The organism is Arthrobacter sp. sptzw42 (genome assembly GCF_059089685.1).
In genome coordinates this window covers 12,341-28,158 of sequence record NZ_JBNHEX010000004.1, presented here as the reverse complement: position 1 = coordinate 28,158, position 15,818 = coordinate 12,341, and the positions used below count along the sequence as shown (strand labels likewise).

The 15,818-nt window shown below is 65.9% G+C and carries 13 protein-coding genes and 2 tRNA genes; 11 read left to right on the top strand and 4 right to left on the bottom strand.

All coding sequences use genetic code 11. The features are described from left to right. Positions 1-102: 102 nt before the first annotated feature. The gene (locus tag AC5RT4_RS06090; RefSeq protein ID WP_494105167.1) at positions 103-1,086 is read right to left on the bottom strand and encodes a DNA-3-methyladenine glycosylase family protein; all 984 of its coding nucleotides are present in this window, start codon (positions 1,084-1,086) and stop codon (positions 103-105) included. Between the two features lie 156 nt (positions 1,087-1,242). On the opposite strand from AC5RT4_RS06090, the gene AC5RT4_RS06085 reads away from it, so the two are divergent. Genes AC5RT4_RS06085 through AC5RT4_RS06060 form a run of 6 tightly spaced genes read left to right on the top strand, consistent with a single transcriptional unit; the run spans position 1,243 to position 6,977 of the window. Then, on the top strand, positions 1,243-1,650 hold the full coding sequence (locus AC5RT4_RS06085; protein ID WP_494105166.1) for a VOC family protein: 408 nt from the start codon (positions 1,243-1,245) through the stop codon (positions 1,648-1,650). A gap of 35 nt (positions 1,651-1,685) precedes the next feature. After that, positions 1,686-3,071 carry a cystathionine beta-synthase gene (locus AC5RT4_RS06080; protein WP_494105165.1) on the top strand — a complete coding sequence of 462 codons (1,386 nt, stop codon included), beginning with the start codon at positions 1,686-1,688 and terminating at the stop codon, positions 3,069-3,071. A gap of 27 nt (positions 3,072-3,098) precedes the next feature. After that, a complete protein-coding gene (locus AC5RT4_RS06075) occupies positions 3,099-4,262 on the top strand; it encodes a cystathionine gamma-synthase (protein ID WP_494105164.1) in 1,164 nt (387 codons plus the stop codon). A 54-nt stretch (positions 4,263-4,316) separates the two neighbouring features. Further along, on the top strand, positions 4,317-4,826 hold the full coding sequence (locus tag AC5RT4_RS06070; protein WP_494105163.1) for a winged helix-turn-helix transcriptional regulator: 510 nt from the start codon (positions 4,317-4,319) through the stop codon (positions 4,824-4,826). Beyond that, positions 4,823-6,187 carry an MFS transporter gene (locus AC5RT4_RS06065; RefSeq protein WP_494042011.1) on the top strand — a complete coding sequence of 455 codons (1,365 nt, stop codon included), beginning with the start codon at positions 4,823-4,825 and terminating at the stop codon, positions 6,185-6,187. Before AC5RT4_RS06070 ends, AC5RT4_RS06065 begins: the two co-directional genes overlap by 4 nt. Positions 6,188-6,212: 25 nt before the next feature. After that, complete coding sequence (locus AC5RT4_RS06060) at positions 6,213-6,977, top strand: SDR family oxidoreductase (RefSeq protein WP_494042010.1); 765 nt, start codon at positions 6,213-6,215, stop codon at positions 6,975-6,977. A gap of 92 nt (positions 6,978-7,069) precedes the next feature. Here AC5RT4_RS06060 and AC5RT4_RS06055 read toward each other — a convergent pair whose 3' ends face one another. Genes AC5RT4_RS06055 through AC5RT4_RS06045 form a run of 3 tightly spaced genes read right to left on the bottom strand, consistent with a single transcriptional unit; the run spans position 7,070 to position 10,471 of the window. Then, positions 7,070-8,608, bottom strand: a complete 1,539-nt coding sequence (locus AC5RT4_RS06055) for an APC family permease (protein ID WP_494042009.1) — start codon at positions 8,606-8,608, stop codon at positions 7,070-7,072. Between the two features lie 13 nt (positions 8,609-8,621). Beyond that, positions 8,622-9,833 (bottom strand): glutathionylspermidine synthase family protein, encoded by a 1,212-nt coding sequence (locus AC5RT4_RS06050; RefSeq protein ID WP_494105162.1) that lies wholly within the window; start codon positions 9,831-9,833, stop codon positions 8,622-8,624. Positions 9,834-9,835: 2 nt separating this feature from the next. Further along, positions 9,836-10,471: a Tat pathway signal protein gene (locus AC5RT4_RS06045; RefSeq protein WP_494105161.1), complete on the bottom strand. Its 636-nt coding sequence runs from the start codon at positions 10,469-10,471 to the stop codon at positions 9,836-9,838. Between the two features lie 166 nt (positions 10,472-10,637). Here AC5RT4_RS06045 and AC5RT4_RS06040 point away from each other — a divergent pair, with 166 nt between their 5' ends. The 5 genes from AC5RT4_RS06040 (at position 10,638) to AC5RT4_RS06020 (ending at position 15,631) form a co-directional block, all read left to right on the top strand. Further along, positions 10,638-11,294, top strand: coding sequence for an MOSC domain-containing protein (locus AC5RT4_RS06040; protein WP_494105160.1), 657 nt, complete (start codon positions 10,638-10,640; stop codon positions 11,292-11,294). A 403-nt stretch (positions 11,295-11,697) separates the two neighbouring features. Further along, complete coding sequence (locus tag AC5RT4_RS06035; RefSeq protein WP_494105159.1) at positions 11,698-13,824, top strand: DEAD/DEAH box helicase; 2,127 nt, start codon at positions 11,698-11,700, stop codon at positions 13,822-13,824. Between the two features lie 348 nt (positions 13,825-14,172). Further along, positions 14,173-14,244, top strand: a tRNA-Thr gene (locus AC5RT4_RS06030). A 61-nt stretch (positions 14,245-14,305) separates the two neighbouring features. Then, positions 14,306-14,379 (top strand) — tRNA-Met (locus AC5RT4_RS06025). Positions 14,380-14,668: 289 nt separating this feature from the next. After that, on the top strand, positions 14,669-15,631 hold the full coding sequence (locus AC5RT4_RS06020) for a hypothetical protein (protein ID WP_494042004.1): 963 nt from the start codon (positions 14,669-14,671) through the stop codon (positions 15,629-15,631). Positions 15,632-15,818: the final 187 nt, after the last annotated feature.

The window sequence follows — 15,818 nt, the reverse complement described above, 5'->3', positions numbered from 1 at the left end:
CCGGCCCCTGCCCGCGTGCCCTTTACTGTTGACGCAGGCCCGCCGGACTGTTGCGCCACTAATCGATTCTCCTGCCGGTATCAGCCGTTCGTCCTGGCCGGATCAGTGCCGGCGGTGGTCCTGAATGGTCATCCTGGGTCCGAAGGTGGGTTTGCGGAAGCCGCTGCTCTGGATCATCCGCACCACGCGCTGGCGGTGCCCGTGCCACGGGGCGAGGAGGCGGAGCATGCCGGCGTCGTCCGTCCGCCGTCCCGTCAACGCGGCCCCTACATAGGCGGCGAGGTGGTAGTCGCCCACCGAGATGGAGTCAGGGCAGCCGTGGGTGCGCTGCACCACCTCCGCCGCCGTCCAGATGCCGATGCCGGGGATGGTCTGCAACTTCGCCGCCGCTTCCAGCGCAGGCAGCGCTGCCAGCCGTTCAAGCGCGACGGCGGAGCGGAGCGCCCGCATCACGGTTGCAGAGCGCTGCGGCCCTACTCCGGCCCGGTGCCACTCCCAGCTCGGCACCTGCAGCCATTGGGTGGCGGTGGGTGCCAGCAGGAGCCCGGCAGGAGCCAGCGATCCGGCCGTGGGAGCGGGGGAGCCGTATCGGTGTATCAGGTACCGGTAGGCCCGGCGTGCCTCAATTACTGTCACTTTTTGTTCCAGGATGATCGGCACGAGCTGGTCCACCATCCGACCGGTGGATGGGAGCCGCAGGGCCAGGCTGCGCCGCCGCGCTTCCCGCACCATGCGGGGAAGTGTGGCGTGGAATGACGGCTCGTCAAATCCCTGCCAGTCGTCCTCCGCCCCCAGGAGCCGCGGGACAGACGCCAGGGCTGCGCCGGCGCCCGGACCCCACGCCTGCACGTCCACCCGGTGCTCCAGCCCGGCGCTGCCCGCCCCGCTGAACCTCACGGTGGCCGGGCCCTCTTCCGTGGTGAAGGCATTCCAGATAACGCTGCCCTGGACACTGAAGGATGGATCGCTGTTGCCGCGCAGGAGCGGGCTGAGAGTCCGCGCCAGGTCATAGGGGCCACCCGGATACCACCGGAGCGAGGCGTCCGCCGCGGCCGCCAGCCGCGGGGGTGCCTCTGCGATTGTCATGCAGCAATCGTCCCACGACGGGGTGACAAAACACCCGCAGGGCTGGAACGGCGTCGGACGTTCCGGGCCCTTATCCAGCACGCATCCGGAGACTAGAATTCTGCCTGTGGTGCGGAAAACACTGCAACCGGAAGCTCGAAAAACCAGGAGGAAACGATGGGTGGAGTCGTGCACTTCGAAATTCCCGCGGATGATCAGGAGCGGGCCAGAAGCTTCTACAAGGAGGCCCTCGGCTGGCGGATCGACCCCGTCCCGGGCATGGATTACAACATGGTGGTCACCACGCCCATGGACGAGTCCACCGGACAACCCACGGAAGCGGGGGCGATCAACGGCGGCATGATGGCGCGGGAGGCTGACCTGTCCAGTCCCGTCATTACCGTGGACGTGGAGGACATTGAGGCTACCTTGAAGACGGTGGAGTCTCTGGGCGGCGCGGTGGTAAGGCCGAAGGAAACCATCCCGGGCATGGGCTCCTTCGCATACTTCAAGGACACCGAAGGCAACGTCATGGGCCTTTGGGAAAACCTTCCCGCGGACCAGCAGGCGCAGGCTGCCGGGTAGGGGACAGGGCCTGTGAAAGCGGTAGCTTTGTACTCATGAAGTACGCCCAGTCCATCCTGGACCTCATCGGCAACACCCCGCTCATCAAGCTCAACCACGTTACTGAGGGCATCAAAGCCACAGTCCTGGTCAAGCTGGAGTACCTAAACCCCGGCGGATCCATCAAGGACCGCATCGCGGCCAAGATGATTGAAGACGCCGAGCGGGAGGGCAAGCTGCAGCCTGGCGGAACCATTGTTGAGCCCACGTCCGGCAACACCGGCGTGGGCTTGGCGCTGGTTGCACAGCAAAAAGGCTACAAGTGCATTTTTGTTGTGCCGGACAAGGTGGGCGAGGACAAGCGGGCCGTCCTGCAGGCCTACGGAGCCGAAGTGGTGGTGACACCCACTGCCGTCCCGCCGGACAGCCCGCAAAGCTACTACGGTGTCTCGGACCGGCTGGTCCGGGAGACACCTGGCGCCTACAAGCCGGACCAGTTCTCCAACCCCGCCGCCCCCGGCAGCCACTACCAGACCACCGGGCCGGAGATCTGGCGGGATACGGACGGCCTGGTCACCCACTGCGTTATCGGCGCCGGTACCGGCGGAACCATCACCGGTGCGGGCCGCTACCTCAAGGAGGTCTCGGCTGACCGGCCGGAGTCCGACGGCGGGCTGGTCCGGATCATCGGTGCCGACCCCGAGGGTTCGGTCTACTCCGGCGGCACCGGACGCCCCTACTTCGTTGAAGGCGTGGGGGAGGACATGTGGCCGGCGAACTATGACAAGTCCATCCCGGACCAGGTCATCGCCGTCTCCGACGCCGACTCGTTCGCCATGACGCGCCGGCTTGCCCGCGAGGAAGGCCTGCTGGTGGGCGGATCCTCGGGCATGGCTGTGGTGGCCGCGCTGCAGGCGGCGCGGGACCTGCCGGAGTCCGCCGTCGTCGTCGTCATCCTTCCCGACTCAGGCCGCGGCTACCTGGCGAAAATCTTCAACGACCAGTGGATGCGGTCCTACGGCTTCCTGTCCGGCGGTGAAGAGACGTCCGTGGGCGAGGTCATCAGTTCCAAGAACGGCGAACTGCCGGACCTGGTACACATCCACCCCAACGAGTCCGTCCGCGATGTCATCAACATCATGAACGAGTTCGGGGTCAGCCACATCCCGGTGCTGTCGCAGGAACCGCCGGTCGTGATGGGCGAGGTCCTGGGCGCGGTGGACGAACGCACCCTGACCGCCAAGCTCTTCCGCGGCGAAGCCAGGCTGACGGACAAGATCTCCGAGCACATGGGCCCCAAACTGCCTGTCATCGGTTCACTCGAAACCATCTCGGCCGCCCGCGAGCTGCTCTCGGACGTGGACACCGTCATGGTCACGTTCGTCGGTGCGCCGGTGGGCATCCTCACCCGCCACGACCTCCTGGCCTACCTCAGCAACTGACCTGCTTCCCCCAACAGAAGGAGCATCATGTCCGCCTCCCAGAACCAAGGTTTTAATACCCGCGCCGTGCACGCGGGGCAGGATTTCGAGCCGCGCACCGGCGCGGTGGTGCCTCCCGTGCATTTCGCCACCACCTATGCGCAGGACGGCATCGGGGGACTCCGGGACGGGTATGAGTACGGCCGCGGGGGCAACCCCACCCGCGACGCCCTGCAGGAGCAGCTGGCCGCGCTGGAACTGGGCACCCACGCCTACAGCTTCGGCTCGGGCCTCGCGGCGGAAGACGGGCTGATCCGCGCCTTGACCCGCCCGGGTGACCACATTGTGCTCGGCAACGATGCCTACGGCGGAACCTACCGGCTCATCAGCCGTGTGCTGGGTCCCTGGGGAATCGGCAACACCCCGGTGGATATGGCGAACCTGGACACCGTGCGGCAGGCTGTCGCCGCCAACAACACCCGGCTCCTGTGGGTGGAGACACCGTCCAACCCGCTGATGAAGATCACCGACATCGCCGCGCTCGCCGGGATCGCGCACGACGCCGGGGCCCTCCTGGTCGTCGACAACACCTTTGCATCCCCCTACCTGCAGACCCCGCTCGCCCTGGGTGCCGACGTCGTCGTTCACTCCACCACCAAGTACATCGGCGGGCACTCCGACGTGGTGGGCGGCGCCGTGGTGGTCAAGGATGCCGAACTGGCCGAGAAGATCGGCTTCGTCCAGTTCGCCGTCGGGGCAGTTTCCGGCCCCATGGATGCTTTCCTCACCACCCGCGGCCTGAAGACTCTGGGCGTGCGGATGGACCGGCACAGCCTGAACGGCCAGGCCGTGGCCGAATGGCTGCTGGACCGGGCCGAAGTGGAAGCCGTCCTGTATCCGGGCCTGCCCGGCCACCCTGGGCACGAGCTGGCGAAGAAGCAGATGCGGCAGTTCGGCGGCATGGTGTCCGTACAGTTCAAGGGCGGCGAGGCGGCCGCGCGCAAGGTGGCTGAATCCACCAAAGTGTTCATGCTCGCGGAGTCCCTGGGCGGCATTGAATCGCTGATGAACTACCCGTCGGAGATGACCCATGCCTCGGTCAAGGGCACCGAACTGGCGGTTCCGGTCAACCTGCTCCGCCTGTCCTGCGGGATTGAGGACGTGGAGGACCTGATCGCGGACCTGGAACAGGCCTTCACCTCACTTCCTTAGGGGGTCTTCGGCGGGATGCTGGCTATCTTTAAGAAAGCCAGCTACGGTTTTGCCATGGCACTTCGATCCGACTGGTCCGGGCAAAACTGCAGCATCGCCCGCGGCGTTGACATCCTGGGCGACCCCTGGGCCATCCTTGTCCTCCGGGAGCTTTTCTTCGGCAACGGCCGCTTCGACGCCATCAGGTCGCGGCTGAAGGTGGCGGACTCTGTGCTCACCAAGCGCCTGGCAGGCTTGACCGCGGCAGGGCTGCTGGCGAAAAGGCCGTACGACGACGGCGGGCGCACACGCCAGGAATACGTCCTCACCCCCATGGGCGAGGACGCCCTCCCGGTCCTGAATGCGCTGACGCTCTGGGCAGAAAAGCATCTGGCCGCACCCTCGGACAAGGCCCACCTCTTTGTCATTCACTCAACCTGCGGCAAAAGGACCGGCTCAGCCGATACCTGCACCGAATGCGGTGAGCGGCTGACGGCGGCCAGCACGAGCTGGCACAGCCAGGCGAGGTCGGAACGTCCCATCGCGCTTTCCACCGCTGCACCCCGGAAAGGAGCCGCGGCGTGAGCACTGTCCCCGATGAAGCAGCAGTGCCCGATGAACAGGAAGCGCCCGCAGCCCGGCCGGAGGGGTGGCCCGGGCGCCGCTTCCATCCCGCGTGGATTGTTGCCGCCGTCGCCTTCCTCGCCCTGGTGGGTGCCGCCGGCTTCCGCGCCGCGCCCGGTGTCCTCATGGTGCCGCTCCAGCAGGAGTTTGGCTGGTCCACCACCGTTCTGTCCGGGGCGGTCAGCATCAACCTGGTTCTCTTCGGACTCACGGCACCCTTTGCCGCTGCGCTGATGGAACGCTTCGGCATCCGGAAAGTCACGGCAACGGCACTGGTGCTGATCGGTCTGGGAAGCGCCCTCACCGTGCTGGTGAACCAGTCCTGGCAGATCCTGCTGACCTGGGGCCTGCTAATCGGGCTCGGCACCGGCTCCATGGCACTGGTCTTCGCCGCCACAATCGCCAACACCTGGTTCGTCAAAAGCCGCGGGCTGGTGATCGGCATCCTCACCGCAGGCAGCGCTGCGGGACAGCTGGTCTTCCTGCCGTTCATCGCCATGCTGGCCCAGGACCCGGGCTGGCGGCAGGCGTCGCTGCTGATCGCCGCCGGCGCCCTGGCGGTGGTCCCGCTGGTGCTGAAGTTCCTCAAAAACTCACCGGCCGACGCCGGCGTGCTGCCGTACGGGGCCGCTCCGCCCGCCGCCGGGGCCTCCGCGCAAGCGCCGGCACCGGCAGACAGGACCCGCGACAACGCCGCGGTCAGGGCGCTGCAGGTGCTTCAACGTGCCAGCAAGGTCCGGACCTTTTGGGCGCTCGTGGCAGGGTTCGCAATCTGCGGCGCCACCACCAACGGCCTGATCGGCACCCACTTTATCCCCTCCGCACACGACCACGGCATGGCGGAAACCACCGCCGCCGGCCTGCTCGCCGTCGTCGGGGTCTTCGATATTGTGGGCACTATCGCCTCCGGCTGGCTGACGGACCGGTACAACCCGCGGATCCTGCTTGCCGTGTACTACCAGTTCCGCGGGATCGGCCTGCTGGTGCTTCCCCTGCTCCTGAGCGCCGAAGTCCAGCCCAGCATGATCGTTTTTGTGGTGATCTACGGCCTTGACTGGGTGGCCACCGTTCCGCCCACCGCCGCCATCTGCCGCGAAACCTTCGGCGCGGACGGCAGCGTTGTGTTCGGCTGGGTGTTCGCCGCGCACCAGCTTGGAGCGGCCGCGGCAGCACTGGGGGCCGGAGCCATCAGGGACGCCACCGGCCAATACACCTACGCCTGGTTCGGCGCGGCGGCCATGTGCACCATCGCGGCAGTCATCAGCGCCACCATCCGCAAACACCCGGCGTCCCGGGAAGCTGAGCCGGTTCCAGCCCCGTAGCGCCCTCCGCCGCTAGGCTGGGCGGATGGAGCCTCCCGCAACAACGCGCAAAACCGCACTCATAACCGGGGCAGGACGGCTGGCCTCCATCGGCGCCGGCATCGCGCGGCAGCTTGCCGCGGAGGGCTGGGACCTGGTGCTGGCTTACTGGCAGGACTACGACGCCCGGATGCCCTGGGGGAGCGAGCCGGACGACGTCGTCCGTTTGACCGCCGAACTGGAAGCCATCGGCGCGCGCGTGCACCTGCTGCCCGTGAACCTGGAGGACCCGGCGGCGCCGGAACGGCTGCTGTCCGAAGCGGTACGGCTGGCCGGTCCGCTGCAGGGCATGGTCCTGAGCCACGCCGAATCGGTGGACTCGGGCATCCTGGACACCAGCCTGGAGTCCTTCGAGCGCCACTTTGCCGTAAACACCAGGGCCAGCTGGCAGCTGATCGCCGGGTTCGCGCGGCAGGCAACAGCCGACGGCGGCGCGATCGTGGCGTTGACCAGCGACCACACGGCGTTCAACCTGCCGTACGGTGCATCCAAGGGGGCGCTGGACCGGATCGTGATTGCGGCTGCCCGCGAGCTGGGACCGATGGGCATCTCGGCGAACGTCCTGAATCCGGGCCCGGTGGACACCGGCTGGATGGACGACGGAATCAGGGAAGCCGTCCTGGCCCGCCAGCCGACCGGACGCCTGGGAACCCCTGCCGACGTCGCCGGCACTGTCGCGTTCCTGCTCTCCCCGGCGGGCCGCTGGGTCTCGGGACAGCTCATCAAGTCCGACGGCGGCTTCTCGGCGTGAATCCTGTTCCGCCCGGCCCGCCTTCCCCCGCACCACCCAACTAGCTCGCAGTTGTTGTCGTTTTGAGCGCCCAAAACGACATTTACTGCCAGTTAGTTGGGGAGGGGAGTGGTGGTTTCTCCGGTGCGCGCCTTACCGGTGAAATAGCCGCGGGTTGCGGGGAGGAAGCGGCAGACAATCGCGAGCACCACGCCCAGTGCCAGCAGCACCACGCCGCTGACGAAGGCACCGCCGACGCCGAAGATCTGGGTGTCGCCGTACGCCGGGTCCCACATTTGGACCGCAGAGATGAAGAACGCAGCGGTCAGCAGCAGCGCCCCCACCAGCGGCAGGATGCCCCGGAACCACAGGTTCCGTGCGGACCCGCGCAGCGTGTTCCGGAAGTACCAGAAGCAGGCGTAACCGGTGAGGGCGTAGTAAAAGGCGATGAACAGGCTGATGGCGCTGATGGAGTCGGAGAGCAGGTTTTCGCTCAGGAAGCTCATGGCCACGTAGTAGGCGATGGCCGCGGCCCCCATGACCTGCGTGGAGAAACCGGGAGTCTGGTTCTTGGGGTGCACTTGGCCGAACTTGGCAGGCAAAGCACCGTGAACGCCCATGGACAGGGTGCCCCGCGCAGTGGGCAGGATGGTGGTCTGCGTGGAGGACAGCACCGAAGCCAGGACCGCGACGACGATCAGCCAGCCCCAGGGTCCGAGCACCACGTCCTTCATGGCCAGGAAGACGTCGTCCTGGTTCGCCTCGTTGCCCAAACCGATGCCGTCGCTGCCAACGGTGGCGTACATCATCACCAGGAGCGCAACGGACACGTAGATGGCTACCAGGACGAACGCGGAGATCACCGCGCCGCGGCCCGGGGTGGTGGACGGATTTTCCGTCTCCTCGTTAACCGCCAGGCAGGTGTCCCAGCCCCAGTAGATAAACAGTGCCAGCAGGGCGCCGTGCACCACCGCGCCCGGATCGGCGAACGCGCCCACCGGGTTAAACCATTCAAAGTCGAATGTCTGGATAGTGGTGTCCCCGGCCGAGGACCCGGCCACAATACCCACTACAACGGCCAGTGCGAAGATGCCCAGCGCAACGTACTGCACGTAGGTCAGGACCCGCTGGACGTGCTCGCCCAGCCGGATGCCCCGGTAGTTCACCAACGTCATGACCGCAATGAACAGCACGCCCGTGGCGGTGACCAGCGCCGTGTTCTCAGCCAGCGCGCCGTCACCTACCAGGAGCCACAGATACTGGCCCGCCACCTGGGCGAGGTTGGCCAGGACCACGATGCCTGCGAGCGCAACGCCCCAACCCCCCAGCCAGCCTGCCCAGGGTCCGAAGGCCCGCCGTGACCAGGTAAAGGTGGTGCCGCAGTCCGGGATGGCGCTGTTGAGCTCCCGGAAGGCGTACGCAATGAACAGGACGGGGATGAAGCCGAGCAGCAGGATCAGGGGAGTGTAGTTGCCGTTTACGGCGACAATAAGCCCCAAGGTGGCGGCCAGCGAATATACCGGCGCCGTTGAAGCCAGCCCCAGCATGACGGAGTCGCCAAGGTCCAAAATGCCGGCGCGAAGTCCCTTGGGCGGTACAGAAGCGCCGGGCCCGCTGCCGGGTGCCCCCGCCGTCGTAATTTCTGTGCTCATGGTGTCACCGGGCTCATAGTGCAATACCTGCTTTGCTTGAATCGGTCAGGGCGGGGGGCGGGGCCGCGGCGTCAATGGTGTTGGGCACAAACCTGCAGAAGTAATCGGTGATGGGGCCGTCAGATTCCCGGATACCGCAGCCCACGGACTCGCCGTCCACCACCCAGAGGCCAAGAACGGGGTGGTTGCCCTCGAAGTCCGGCAGGGGATGATACTGCTGGTAGCACCAGCCTTCGCGGCCGTACCCGCCGGGCTGTTCGAGACTGATGCCCTGAGCGTGGATCTTGATGTTGTCGCCTTCGCGGCCGTGCAGGGGCTTGGCCACCCATTCCTTCAGCGGTCCCGGTTCGTTCAGGTACGCGGGCAGCAGGTTGGGATGGTCCGGGAACAGGTGCCACAGCGCTGCAAGCAGCGCCTTGTTGGAGAGCAGCATTTTCCACGCCGGTTCAACCCAGCGGGGGTTGTGGGCGCGTTCCAGCAGTCTGGGCCCGAACGGTTCCTTCATCATCAGCTCCCACGGATACAGCTTGAAGATGGTGCTGATCATGAAGTTGTCCAGGTCCACGAACCGGTTTAAGTTGGGGTCCCAGCCGATGTCGGACATGTTGATGCCGATAGTCGTCCAGCCGGCTTGGCTGGCCACATCCCGCATGTAGGCCGCGGTCATCCAGTCCTCACCGGATTCCTCCACCTCCGAGTGCGCTACGTGGAGAGTGCTCATGCCGGTACGGAACTGCATCTTTTTCCACTGCCGGATCAGTGCTTCATGGATGCCGTTCCACTGGTCCGTTTCCGGAAAGACGTCCTGCAGCCAGAACCACTGGGCCACTGCCGCCTCGATTAGGCCGGTGGGGGTGTCTGCGTTGTACTCAAGCATCTTCGCCGGTCCGCCCTGGCCGTCGTAGATGAAGTCGAACCGGCCGTAAACATCAAAATCACCGGCCTGCAATGATGCAGCAGCCAGTTCCAGAGCCTGCGGACCGATACCAATGTCCCCCATGGCGCCGGTGGCCAGGAGCCGCGCAGCCTCCAAGCACATTTTGTGCATGTCCTCGGCCGTTGCCTCGAGGGTCTCCACCTCGTCCATGGTGAATTCGTAGTAAGCGGCCTCGTTCCAGTACTCGATCCTGCGGCCGTCCGGCATGGTGGTGGTGGAGAAGACCAGGCCCTGTTCTTCAATCTTCCGTTTCCATCCGGGCCTGGGCTCGCTCAGCAACCTTTTCACGCTCAGCCCCCCGAGACTTTGCTGCCGCCGCCGCTGGTGCCGCTCTTTGCGGTGGTGCCGAATCCGCCACGGCTGACGGTACCGCCCTTGGTGCTGTAGCCGGTGGATGCCTTGGCGCCGCTGGGCACAGTCCGGGTGTAGTTCGGCGCCATGGACCGGTTTTGCCCGATGGCAGGCACGAAGGCGCCGCGTGAAAAGAAGTACCAGGCATAGATGCCGCCGCCACGCCCAGCGGAGCTGTTGCAGTTGGTGTCTTCCACGCGCTCGCCGGTTTCATCGTTGAAACAGACCTGGGCGTACTCCGGATCGTCCTGGTTGCTGGCCACGACGGCGGTGAGGGTGCCCGCGAGCAGCGCGGTGACACCGAGACCTACGACGACGGTCCGCCGTTGGGAGCGCTTCTTCCGTGTTGCCGCCTCTGCCTGCTTCTCCCGGTCCCGGGCAAAAGGATCCATCGGAGTGACTGGTTCATTGAGGAGTTCCGGGCGCAGTTCCGGTTTGGGTACCTGCCACGGAGGAGGCTTGGGGCTGTCCGAGGCGGGGCTGCCGTCCGGTGCGGCACCGGAACCGCGGGCCGGGCCTGGCTGCCGGCCGTCGCCTTGGGCTGGATTGTGCTTCGGATCCTTATTCGGGTCCATGGCGTCCCCCTCAGTTGTCCACATGAATTGGGCACAGCGCTGCACCCCCAATTGCAATCCTCAAATCAGCGTAGTCCCTGCAGCCCACCGCTGCGAGCAGGCACGGGAGAACTCCCCACGGCGGGAAAGCCAAGCCGGGGCGGTAAGGGATCCCTACACTGGTGCCATGGAAACTGCCGCTGTGCTCGCCGTCTGCCGTGTCCACCAGCTCCTGCCGGATGCCTCGAATGTGGGCGTGACCGCGATCGACAAGCGCTCGGTGGAGGGCCCGGTGAAGGTGCACAAGCTGGGCCTGCAGGGGGATATCCAGGCGAACCGCGTCCATCACGGCGGGCCGGACCAGGCTCTTTATGCCTATTCCCAGGCCGACGCCGACTACTGGGCGCGCGAACTTCAGCGGGACCTTCCGCCGGGAATCTTCGGGGAGAACCTGCGCGTTGCAGGGATCGAGGCAACCGGGGCCGTGATCGGCGAACGGTGGAAAATCGGCCTGGACGTGGAAGTGGAGGTGACTTCCCCGCGGACACCCTGCGCTACCTTCCAGCGCCGGCTGGCCGAGCCGCGATTCGCCAAACGGTTCACCGCTGAGGGCCGGGTGGGCGCGTACCTGCGTGTGCTGCGGGTGGGCACCATCCGGGCAGGGGACCAAATTCACCGGCTCTACGTCCCCGGGCACGGGGTCACCGTGCGCCAGTGGTTCCGGGAACCGGACCTGGAGTCCATGGAAGCGCTCCGTGACGCCGAGGCCGGCGGCGACATCCGCCTTCAGCAGCCTGAGTTCAGGCGGAAGTTCGCCCAGCTGGAGCGGCAGCTGGGCCGGTAGCTGTCCCGCCGCGCGGCTGGGGAGCAGGCGGTGTGCGCAAGCTCACCGCCGCCGTCGTGCCCTTAATTACCGCTGGGGCTGGCGGTGCCCTACACTTGAAATATCCCCCACTCCGGAAATCCCTTATTCCTGCCCAATTTTTGAGGCAGGACTGGCAAGTGTTGGGGCCCGCTAATGTGAAGCGGGCATTTTCATAGGGAGAGCCGGCTAAAGAAAACGCTGTACAGACTGCTGGGATAGCAGCCAAGAGATGCAGCGGGAAGTCCTGCCACGGGATTGCGAAAGCGCCGGACTTCTGTGACCGGCCGGTCAATGTACGCCCGGCACCCACGGCACACGTACTGCGGCTCCGCTCACCTCGGGTAGCGCCGCCTGGCCCCCTATGGATGAGGAACATTCTCCTATGCCCGAAAATCAAAACGACGACGCCACCTTCGAAGCGGCATCACCCGAAACCGCCGCCGTCGAATTCACCGAGGCCGCTGTTCCCGCAGCAGAGCCCGCCCCCGCAGCTTCCGTCGAAGCGCCTGCCGCCCCCGCAGCTTCCGGGGAAGCGCCAGCCGCCGCCGCAGCCGGCCCTGAGGACGAGGAAGACGCCGTAAAGTTCGCCGACCTCGGCATCGACGGCCGTGTCCTCGCAGCACTGCAGGACGTCGGCTACGAAAAGCCTTCGCCCATCCAGGCAGCAACCATCCCGCTGCTGCTGGAAGGCCGCGACGTGGTTGGCCTGGCACAGACCGGCACCGGTAAGACTGCAGCTTTCGCAGTGCCGGCACTGTCCCGCCTGGCCGAGCTCCACGACCTCAACGGCCCGTCCCGCAAGACGCAGGCACTGGTTCTGGCCCCCACCCGTGAGCTCGCGCTTCAGGTGGCGGAAGCCTTCACCTCCTACGCCAAGCACATCGACGACTTCACCGTCCTGCCCGTGTACGGCGGTTCCGCTTACGGACCGCAGCTCGCCGGCCTGCGCCGCGGCGCACAGGTTGTTGTTGGTACCCCGGGCCGCGTGATTGACCACATCGCCAAGGGTTCCCTGGATCTTTCCGAACTTCAGTACCTGGTGCTGGACGAGGCCGACGAGATGCTGCGCATGGGCTTCGCCGAGGACGTGGAGCAGATCTTCCAGCAGACCCCGTCGGACCGCCAGGTAGCGCTGTTCTCGGCCACCATGCCGAGCCAGATCCGCCGCATGTCCAAGCAGTACCTGAACAACCCGGCTGAGATCTCCGTCAAGTCCAAGACCACCACCGGCGCCAACACCCGCCAGCGCTACCTGCAGGTCATGGGCCCGCACAAGCTCGATGCGATGACCCGCATCCTCGAGGTCGAAGAGTTCGACGGCGTCATCGCCTTCGTGCGCACCAAGATGGCTACCGAGGACCTGGCTGACAAGCTGAAGGCCCGCGGCTTCCAGGCAGCAGCGATCAACGGCGACATCCCGCAGCAGCAGCGTGAGCGCACTGTGGACGCGCTGAAGGAAGGCCGCATCGACATCCTCGTTGCTACCGACGTTGCCGCCCGCGGGCTCGACGTCGAGCGGATCAGCCACGTGATCAACTACGACATCCCGCACGACACCGAGTCCTACGTGCACCGCATTGGCCGCACCGGCCGTGCAGGCCGTTCCGGTGACGCCATTCTGTTTATGACGCCGCGCGAGAAGTACCTGCTGCGCTCCATCGAGAAGGCCACCCGCCAGCCGGTGGAGCAGATGCACCTGCCCACGGCCGAGACCGTGAACACGCTGCGCCTGGGCAAGTTCGCCGAGAAAATCACCGAGACCCTCGCCTCCGAGGATGTCGCCGCCTTCCGCGACCTCATTGCCTCCTACGAGGAAGAGCACAACGTACCGGCTGCGGAAATCGCTGCTGCCCTTGCCGTCATGGCGCAGGGCGGCCAGCCGCTGCTGGTGAAGGAACTGCCGGCGGCTCCCGAGTTCCAGAAGCGCGAACGGGCCAAGGACGGCTTCGGCTCACGTGGACCGACCCGCACGCTTACTGAAGGCAATGCCACCTACCGGATCGCCGTGGGACGCCGCCAGCGTGTCATGCCCGGTTCGATCGTGGGCGCCATCGCCAACGAAGGCGGCATCTCCTCGGCCCAGATCGGCGGCATCGACATCCGCTCGGACCACTCCCTCGTGGAGCTTCCGGCGGACCTGAGCCCAGAGCAGCTGCGTGCCCTGTCCCGCACCCGGATCGGCGGCGAGCTGATCCACCTTGAGCTGGACAACGGTCGCAAGCCCTCTGGCGAACGTGGCGCGTACCAGGGGAACCGCGGCGGTGACCGTGGCGGCAACTTCAAGGGCAACGGCGGGTTCAAGAAGGAATTCCGCAAGAACGACGGCGAACGTTCCTCCGCTGACCGCGGCGGCCGTTCGTACTCCGAGCGTTCCTTCGGGGCTGACAGCGGTTCCAGCCGCGGCCAGGCCAGCGACTCCCGCTTCGGCGGCCACGGCGACGGCTCCCGCAAGCCCCGCCACGGCAACGAGGGCGGTCAGCGCGACTTCAACCGCAAGGGCAAGTGGTAACCCGTCAGGTAGTCTGACGCGTTCTCCTGGTGGGCCGGCTTTCGAGCCGGCTCACCGGCGTTTAACCAGCCCGTTAGCGGACAGGTACCAGGCTTTCCGGTCAGCTCAGGTCGTAGCGCCCGTCCGAAACCTATGGGACGGTGTGTGCCTGAACACATTGATGCCTTCCACCGGGTCCAAAACCCCCGTGGCAGTCGGGGCCGCACTCGGCTCGAATAACAGAAACCCCAGTGATGGCGCGGAAAACAGGCCTGCCCAGGCGTGAAAAGCGGCTGCGGAGCAGCTGCCAAACCGCTGCAGGCGCCGATTTGTTGGGAGGAAAATCTTCCGGTAGAGTATTTACTCGTTGCCCCCCTAGCTCAGTGGTAGAGCGCGTTCTTGGTAAGAACGAGGTCACCGGATCGATTCCGGTGGGGGGCTCTGAATGAGGGCCTGTGTCAAGGCGGTTTTGACCGGCTTGACACAGGTTTTTCTCATTCGTGGCGGTGTAGCTCAGTTGGTTAGAGCGCACGACTCATAATCGTGAGGTCGGGAGATCGAGCCTCCCCACCGCTACAGGCCAAGCCCCCGGATCCACTCAGGATCCGGGGGCTTTTCAGTTAATTGCCTCTAATTTTCACGCAGCAGGGCCTGTCCTTACCCGATTGGCTTCTTCCCTGCCGGTCCATGTAACGTTTAGGTCACCGGTCGGCGCACACGCCCGACGAAAGCGTTCTGAATGCTTTTGCGTGTGCTAGTCCCCAGGTGGCAGCGCCTTTTGTGCTCCACAGACCGTGACCAACTCCTGGCAGGACATCCCACGGAACCTGCCGTTCCGCACTTCCATGAAGAGGCTTAGTTTTCCATGCGCAGAAATACTCTGCTGGCCGCCGGCATGCTCTCCGTCCTACTCGCCACCTCGGCGTGTGCCGGAACCGGCGCACCCTATACGTCCGCACAACCATCTGCGGCCGGTGCCGGTCTTGAAGCCAGCTCCAGCACCTTGGCCGGAACATCGTCCTCCGAGGTAGGAACCTCCCAGCGTGCCGCAGCGGAAAGGGCCGCTGCGGAGAAGGCCAAACAAGCCGACGCAGCCGCCGCAGCCGAAAAGGCTACGGCAGCCGAGGCGGCGCGAAAGGCCGAGGCCGACGCCGCTGCTAAAAAGGTTGAGGCTGCCGCTGCCGCAAAGGCCAAGGACGCTGCCGCGCTGGAGCAGGCCGCGAACCGGGTGCCGGCAGTTGGCTCCGTTCCCGCCCCGTCTGCGGCCGCACCGGCAGCCCCAAAGCCGTCTGCGGCACCTGCGGTCCAGGCGTCGTCCTCCGAGCGCATCGTCACCACCGCCTACACCACCGCATACACCTGGTACGACAACACCCCGGCGGGATCGACTGCCATCAGCCACCCGGTACTGCACAAGACTGCAGGCGGCACCGGCACCTATGAGGACCCCATCACGATCGCCGTAGGGCACTCCCTTGCCACCGGCCAGGACGTGCTGGACTTCCCGGCCGGTACCCGGATCTACCTTCCGGACGTCCGCCGTTACTTCATTGTCGAGGACACCTGCGGGGACGGCAGAGAGCCGCAGGGCGGCCCCTGCCACCAGGGCGTCAATGTCCACGGCACGAACTCCACCATCTGGCTTGACATGTGGATCGGCGGTCAGAGTGTGAACGCCGACGCTGCCAACGCCTGCGCCAGCAAGGTGACCAACGTCAACACCGCCGTCTTCAACCCCGCAAACAACTACGCCGTGGCGCCGGGCGCCGGCGTCATCCACGACGGCAAGTGCGATGCGGGCTACGGAAATGCGCTCGTAAAGCAGTAGCAACAGGGCACCCGATGTCGGGTCTTACCGGGGGTCTCACGGAAGCCGGCGTTCATCCGCCGGCTCCCGTTCCTGTCTCCGGCCCCCGACAAGTGCTGCACCTGGCCCGCCACGATCCCGCCGCGCACGGAAGCGTGACAAGTCCAGTGATTCCCCGTAGTTTTGCCGCAACTCACGGATGGGGGAA

Excerpts from the sequence above, each read along its gene's own strand:
- AC5RT4_RS06035 (WP_494105159.1), top strand. The coding sequence starts at position 11,698 with ATGCCCGAAAATCAAAACGACGACGCCACCTTCGAAGCGGCATCACCC.
- AC5RT4_RS06085 (WP_494105166.1), top strand. The coding sequence starts at position 1,243 with ATGGGTGGAGTCGTGCACTTCGAAATTCCCGCGGATGATCAGGAGCGG.
- AC5RT4_RS06080 (WP_494105165.1), top strand. The coding sequence starts at position 1,686 with ATGAAGTACGCCCAGTCCATCCTGGACCTCATCGGCAACACCCCGCTC.
- AC5RT4_RS06045 (WP_494105161.1), bottom strand. The coding sequence starts at position 10,471 with ATGGACCCGAATAAGGATCCGAAGCACAATCCAGCCCAAGGCGACGGC.
- AC5RT4_RS06055 (WP_494042009.1), bottom strand. The coding sequence starts at position 8,608 with ATGAGCACAGAAATTACGACGGCGGGGGCACCCGGCAGCGGGCCCGGC.
- AC5RT4_RS06020 (WP_494042004.1), top strand. The coding sequence starts at position 14,669 with ATGCGCAGAAATACTCTGCTGGCCGCCGGCATGCTCTCCGTCCTACTC.
- AC5RT4_RS06060 (WP_494042010.1), top strand. The coding sequence starts at position 6,213 with ATGGAGCCTCCCGCAACAACGCGCAAAACCGCACTCATAACCGGGGCA.
- AC5RT4_RS06090 (WP_494105167.1), bottom strand. The coding sequence starts at position 1,086 with ATGACAATCGCAGAGGCACCCCCGCGGCTGGCGGCCGCGGCGGACGCC.
- AC5RT4_RS06070 (WP_494105163.1), top strand. The coding sequence starts at position 4,317 with ATGGCACTTCGATCCGACTGGTCCGGGCAAAACTGCAGCATCGCCCGC.
- AC5RT4_RS06075 (WP_494105164.1), top strand. The coding sequence starts at position 3,099 with ATGTCCGCCTCCCAGAACCAAGGTTTTAATACCCGCGCCGTGCACGCG.
- AC5RT4_RS06040 (WP_494105160.1), top strand. The coding sequence starts at position 10,638 with ATGGAAACTGCCGCTGTGCTCGCCGTCTGCCGTGTCCACCAGCTCCTG.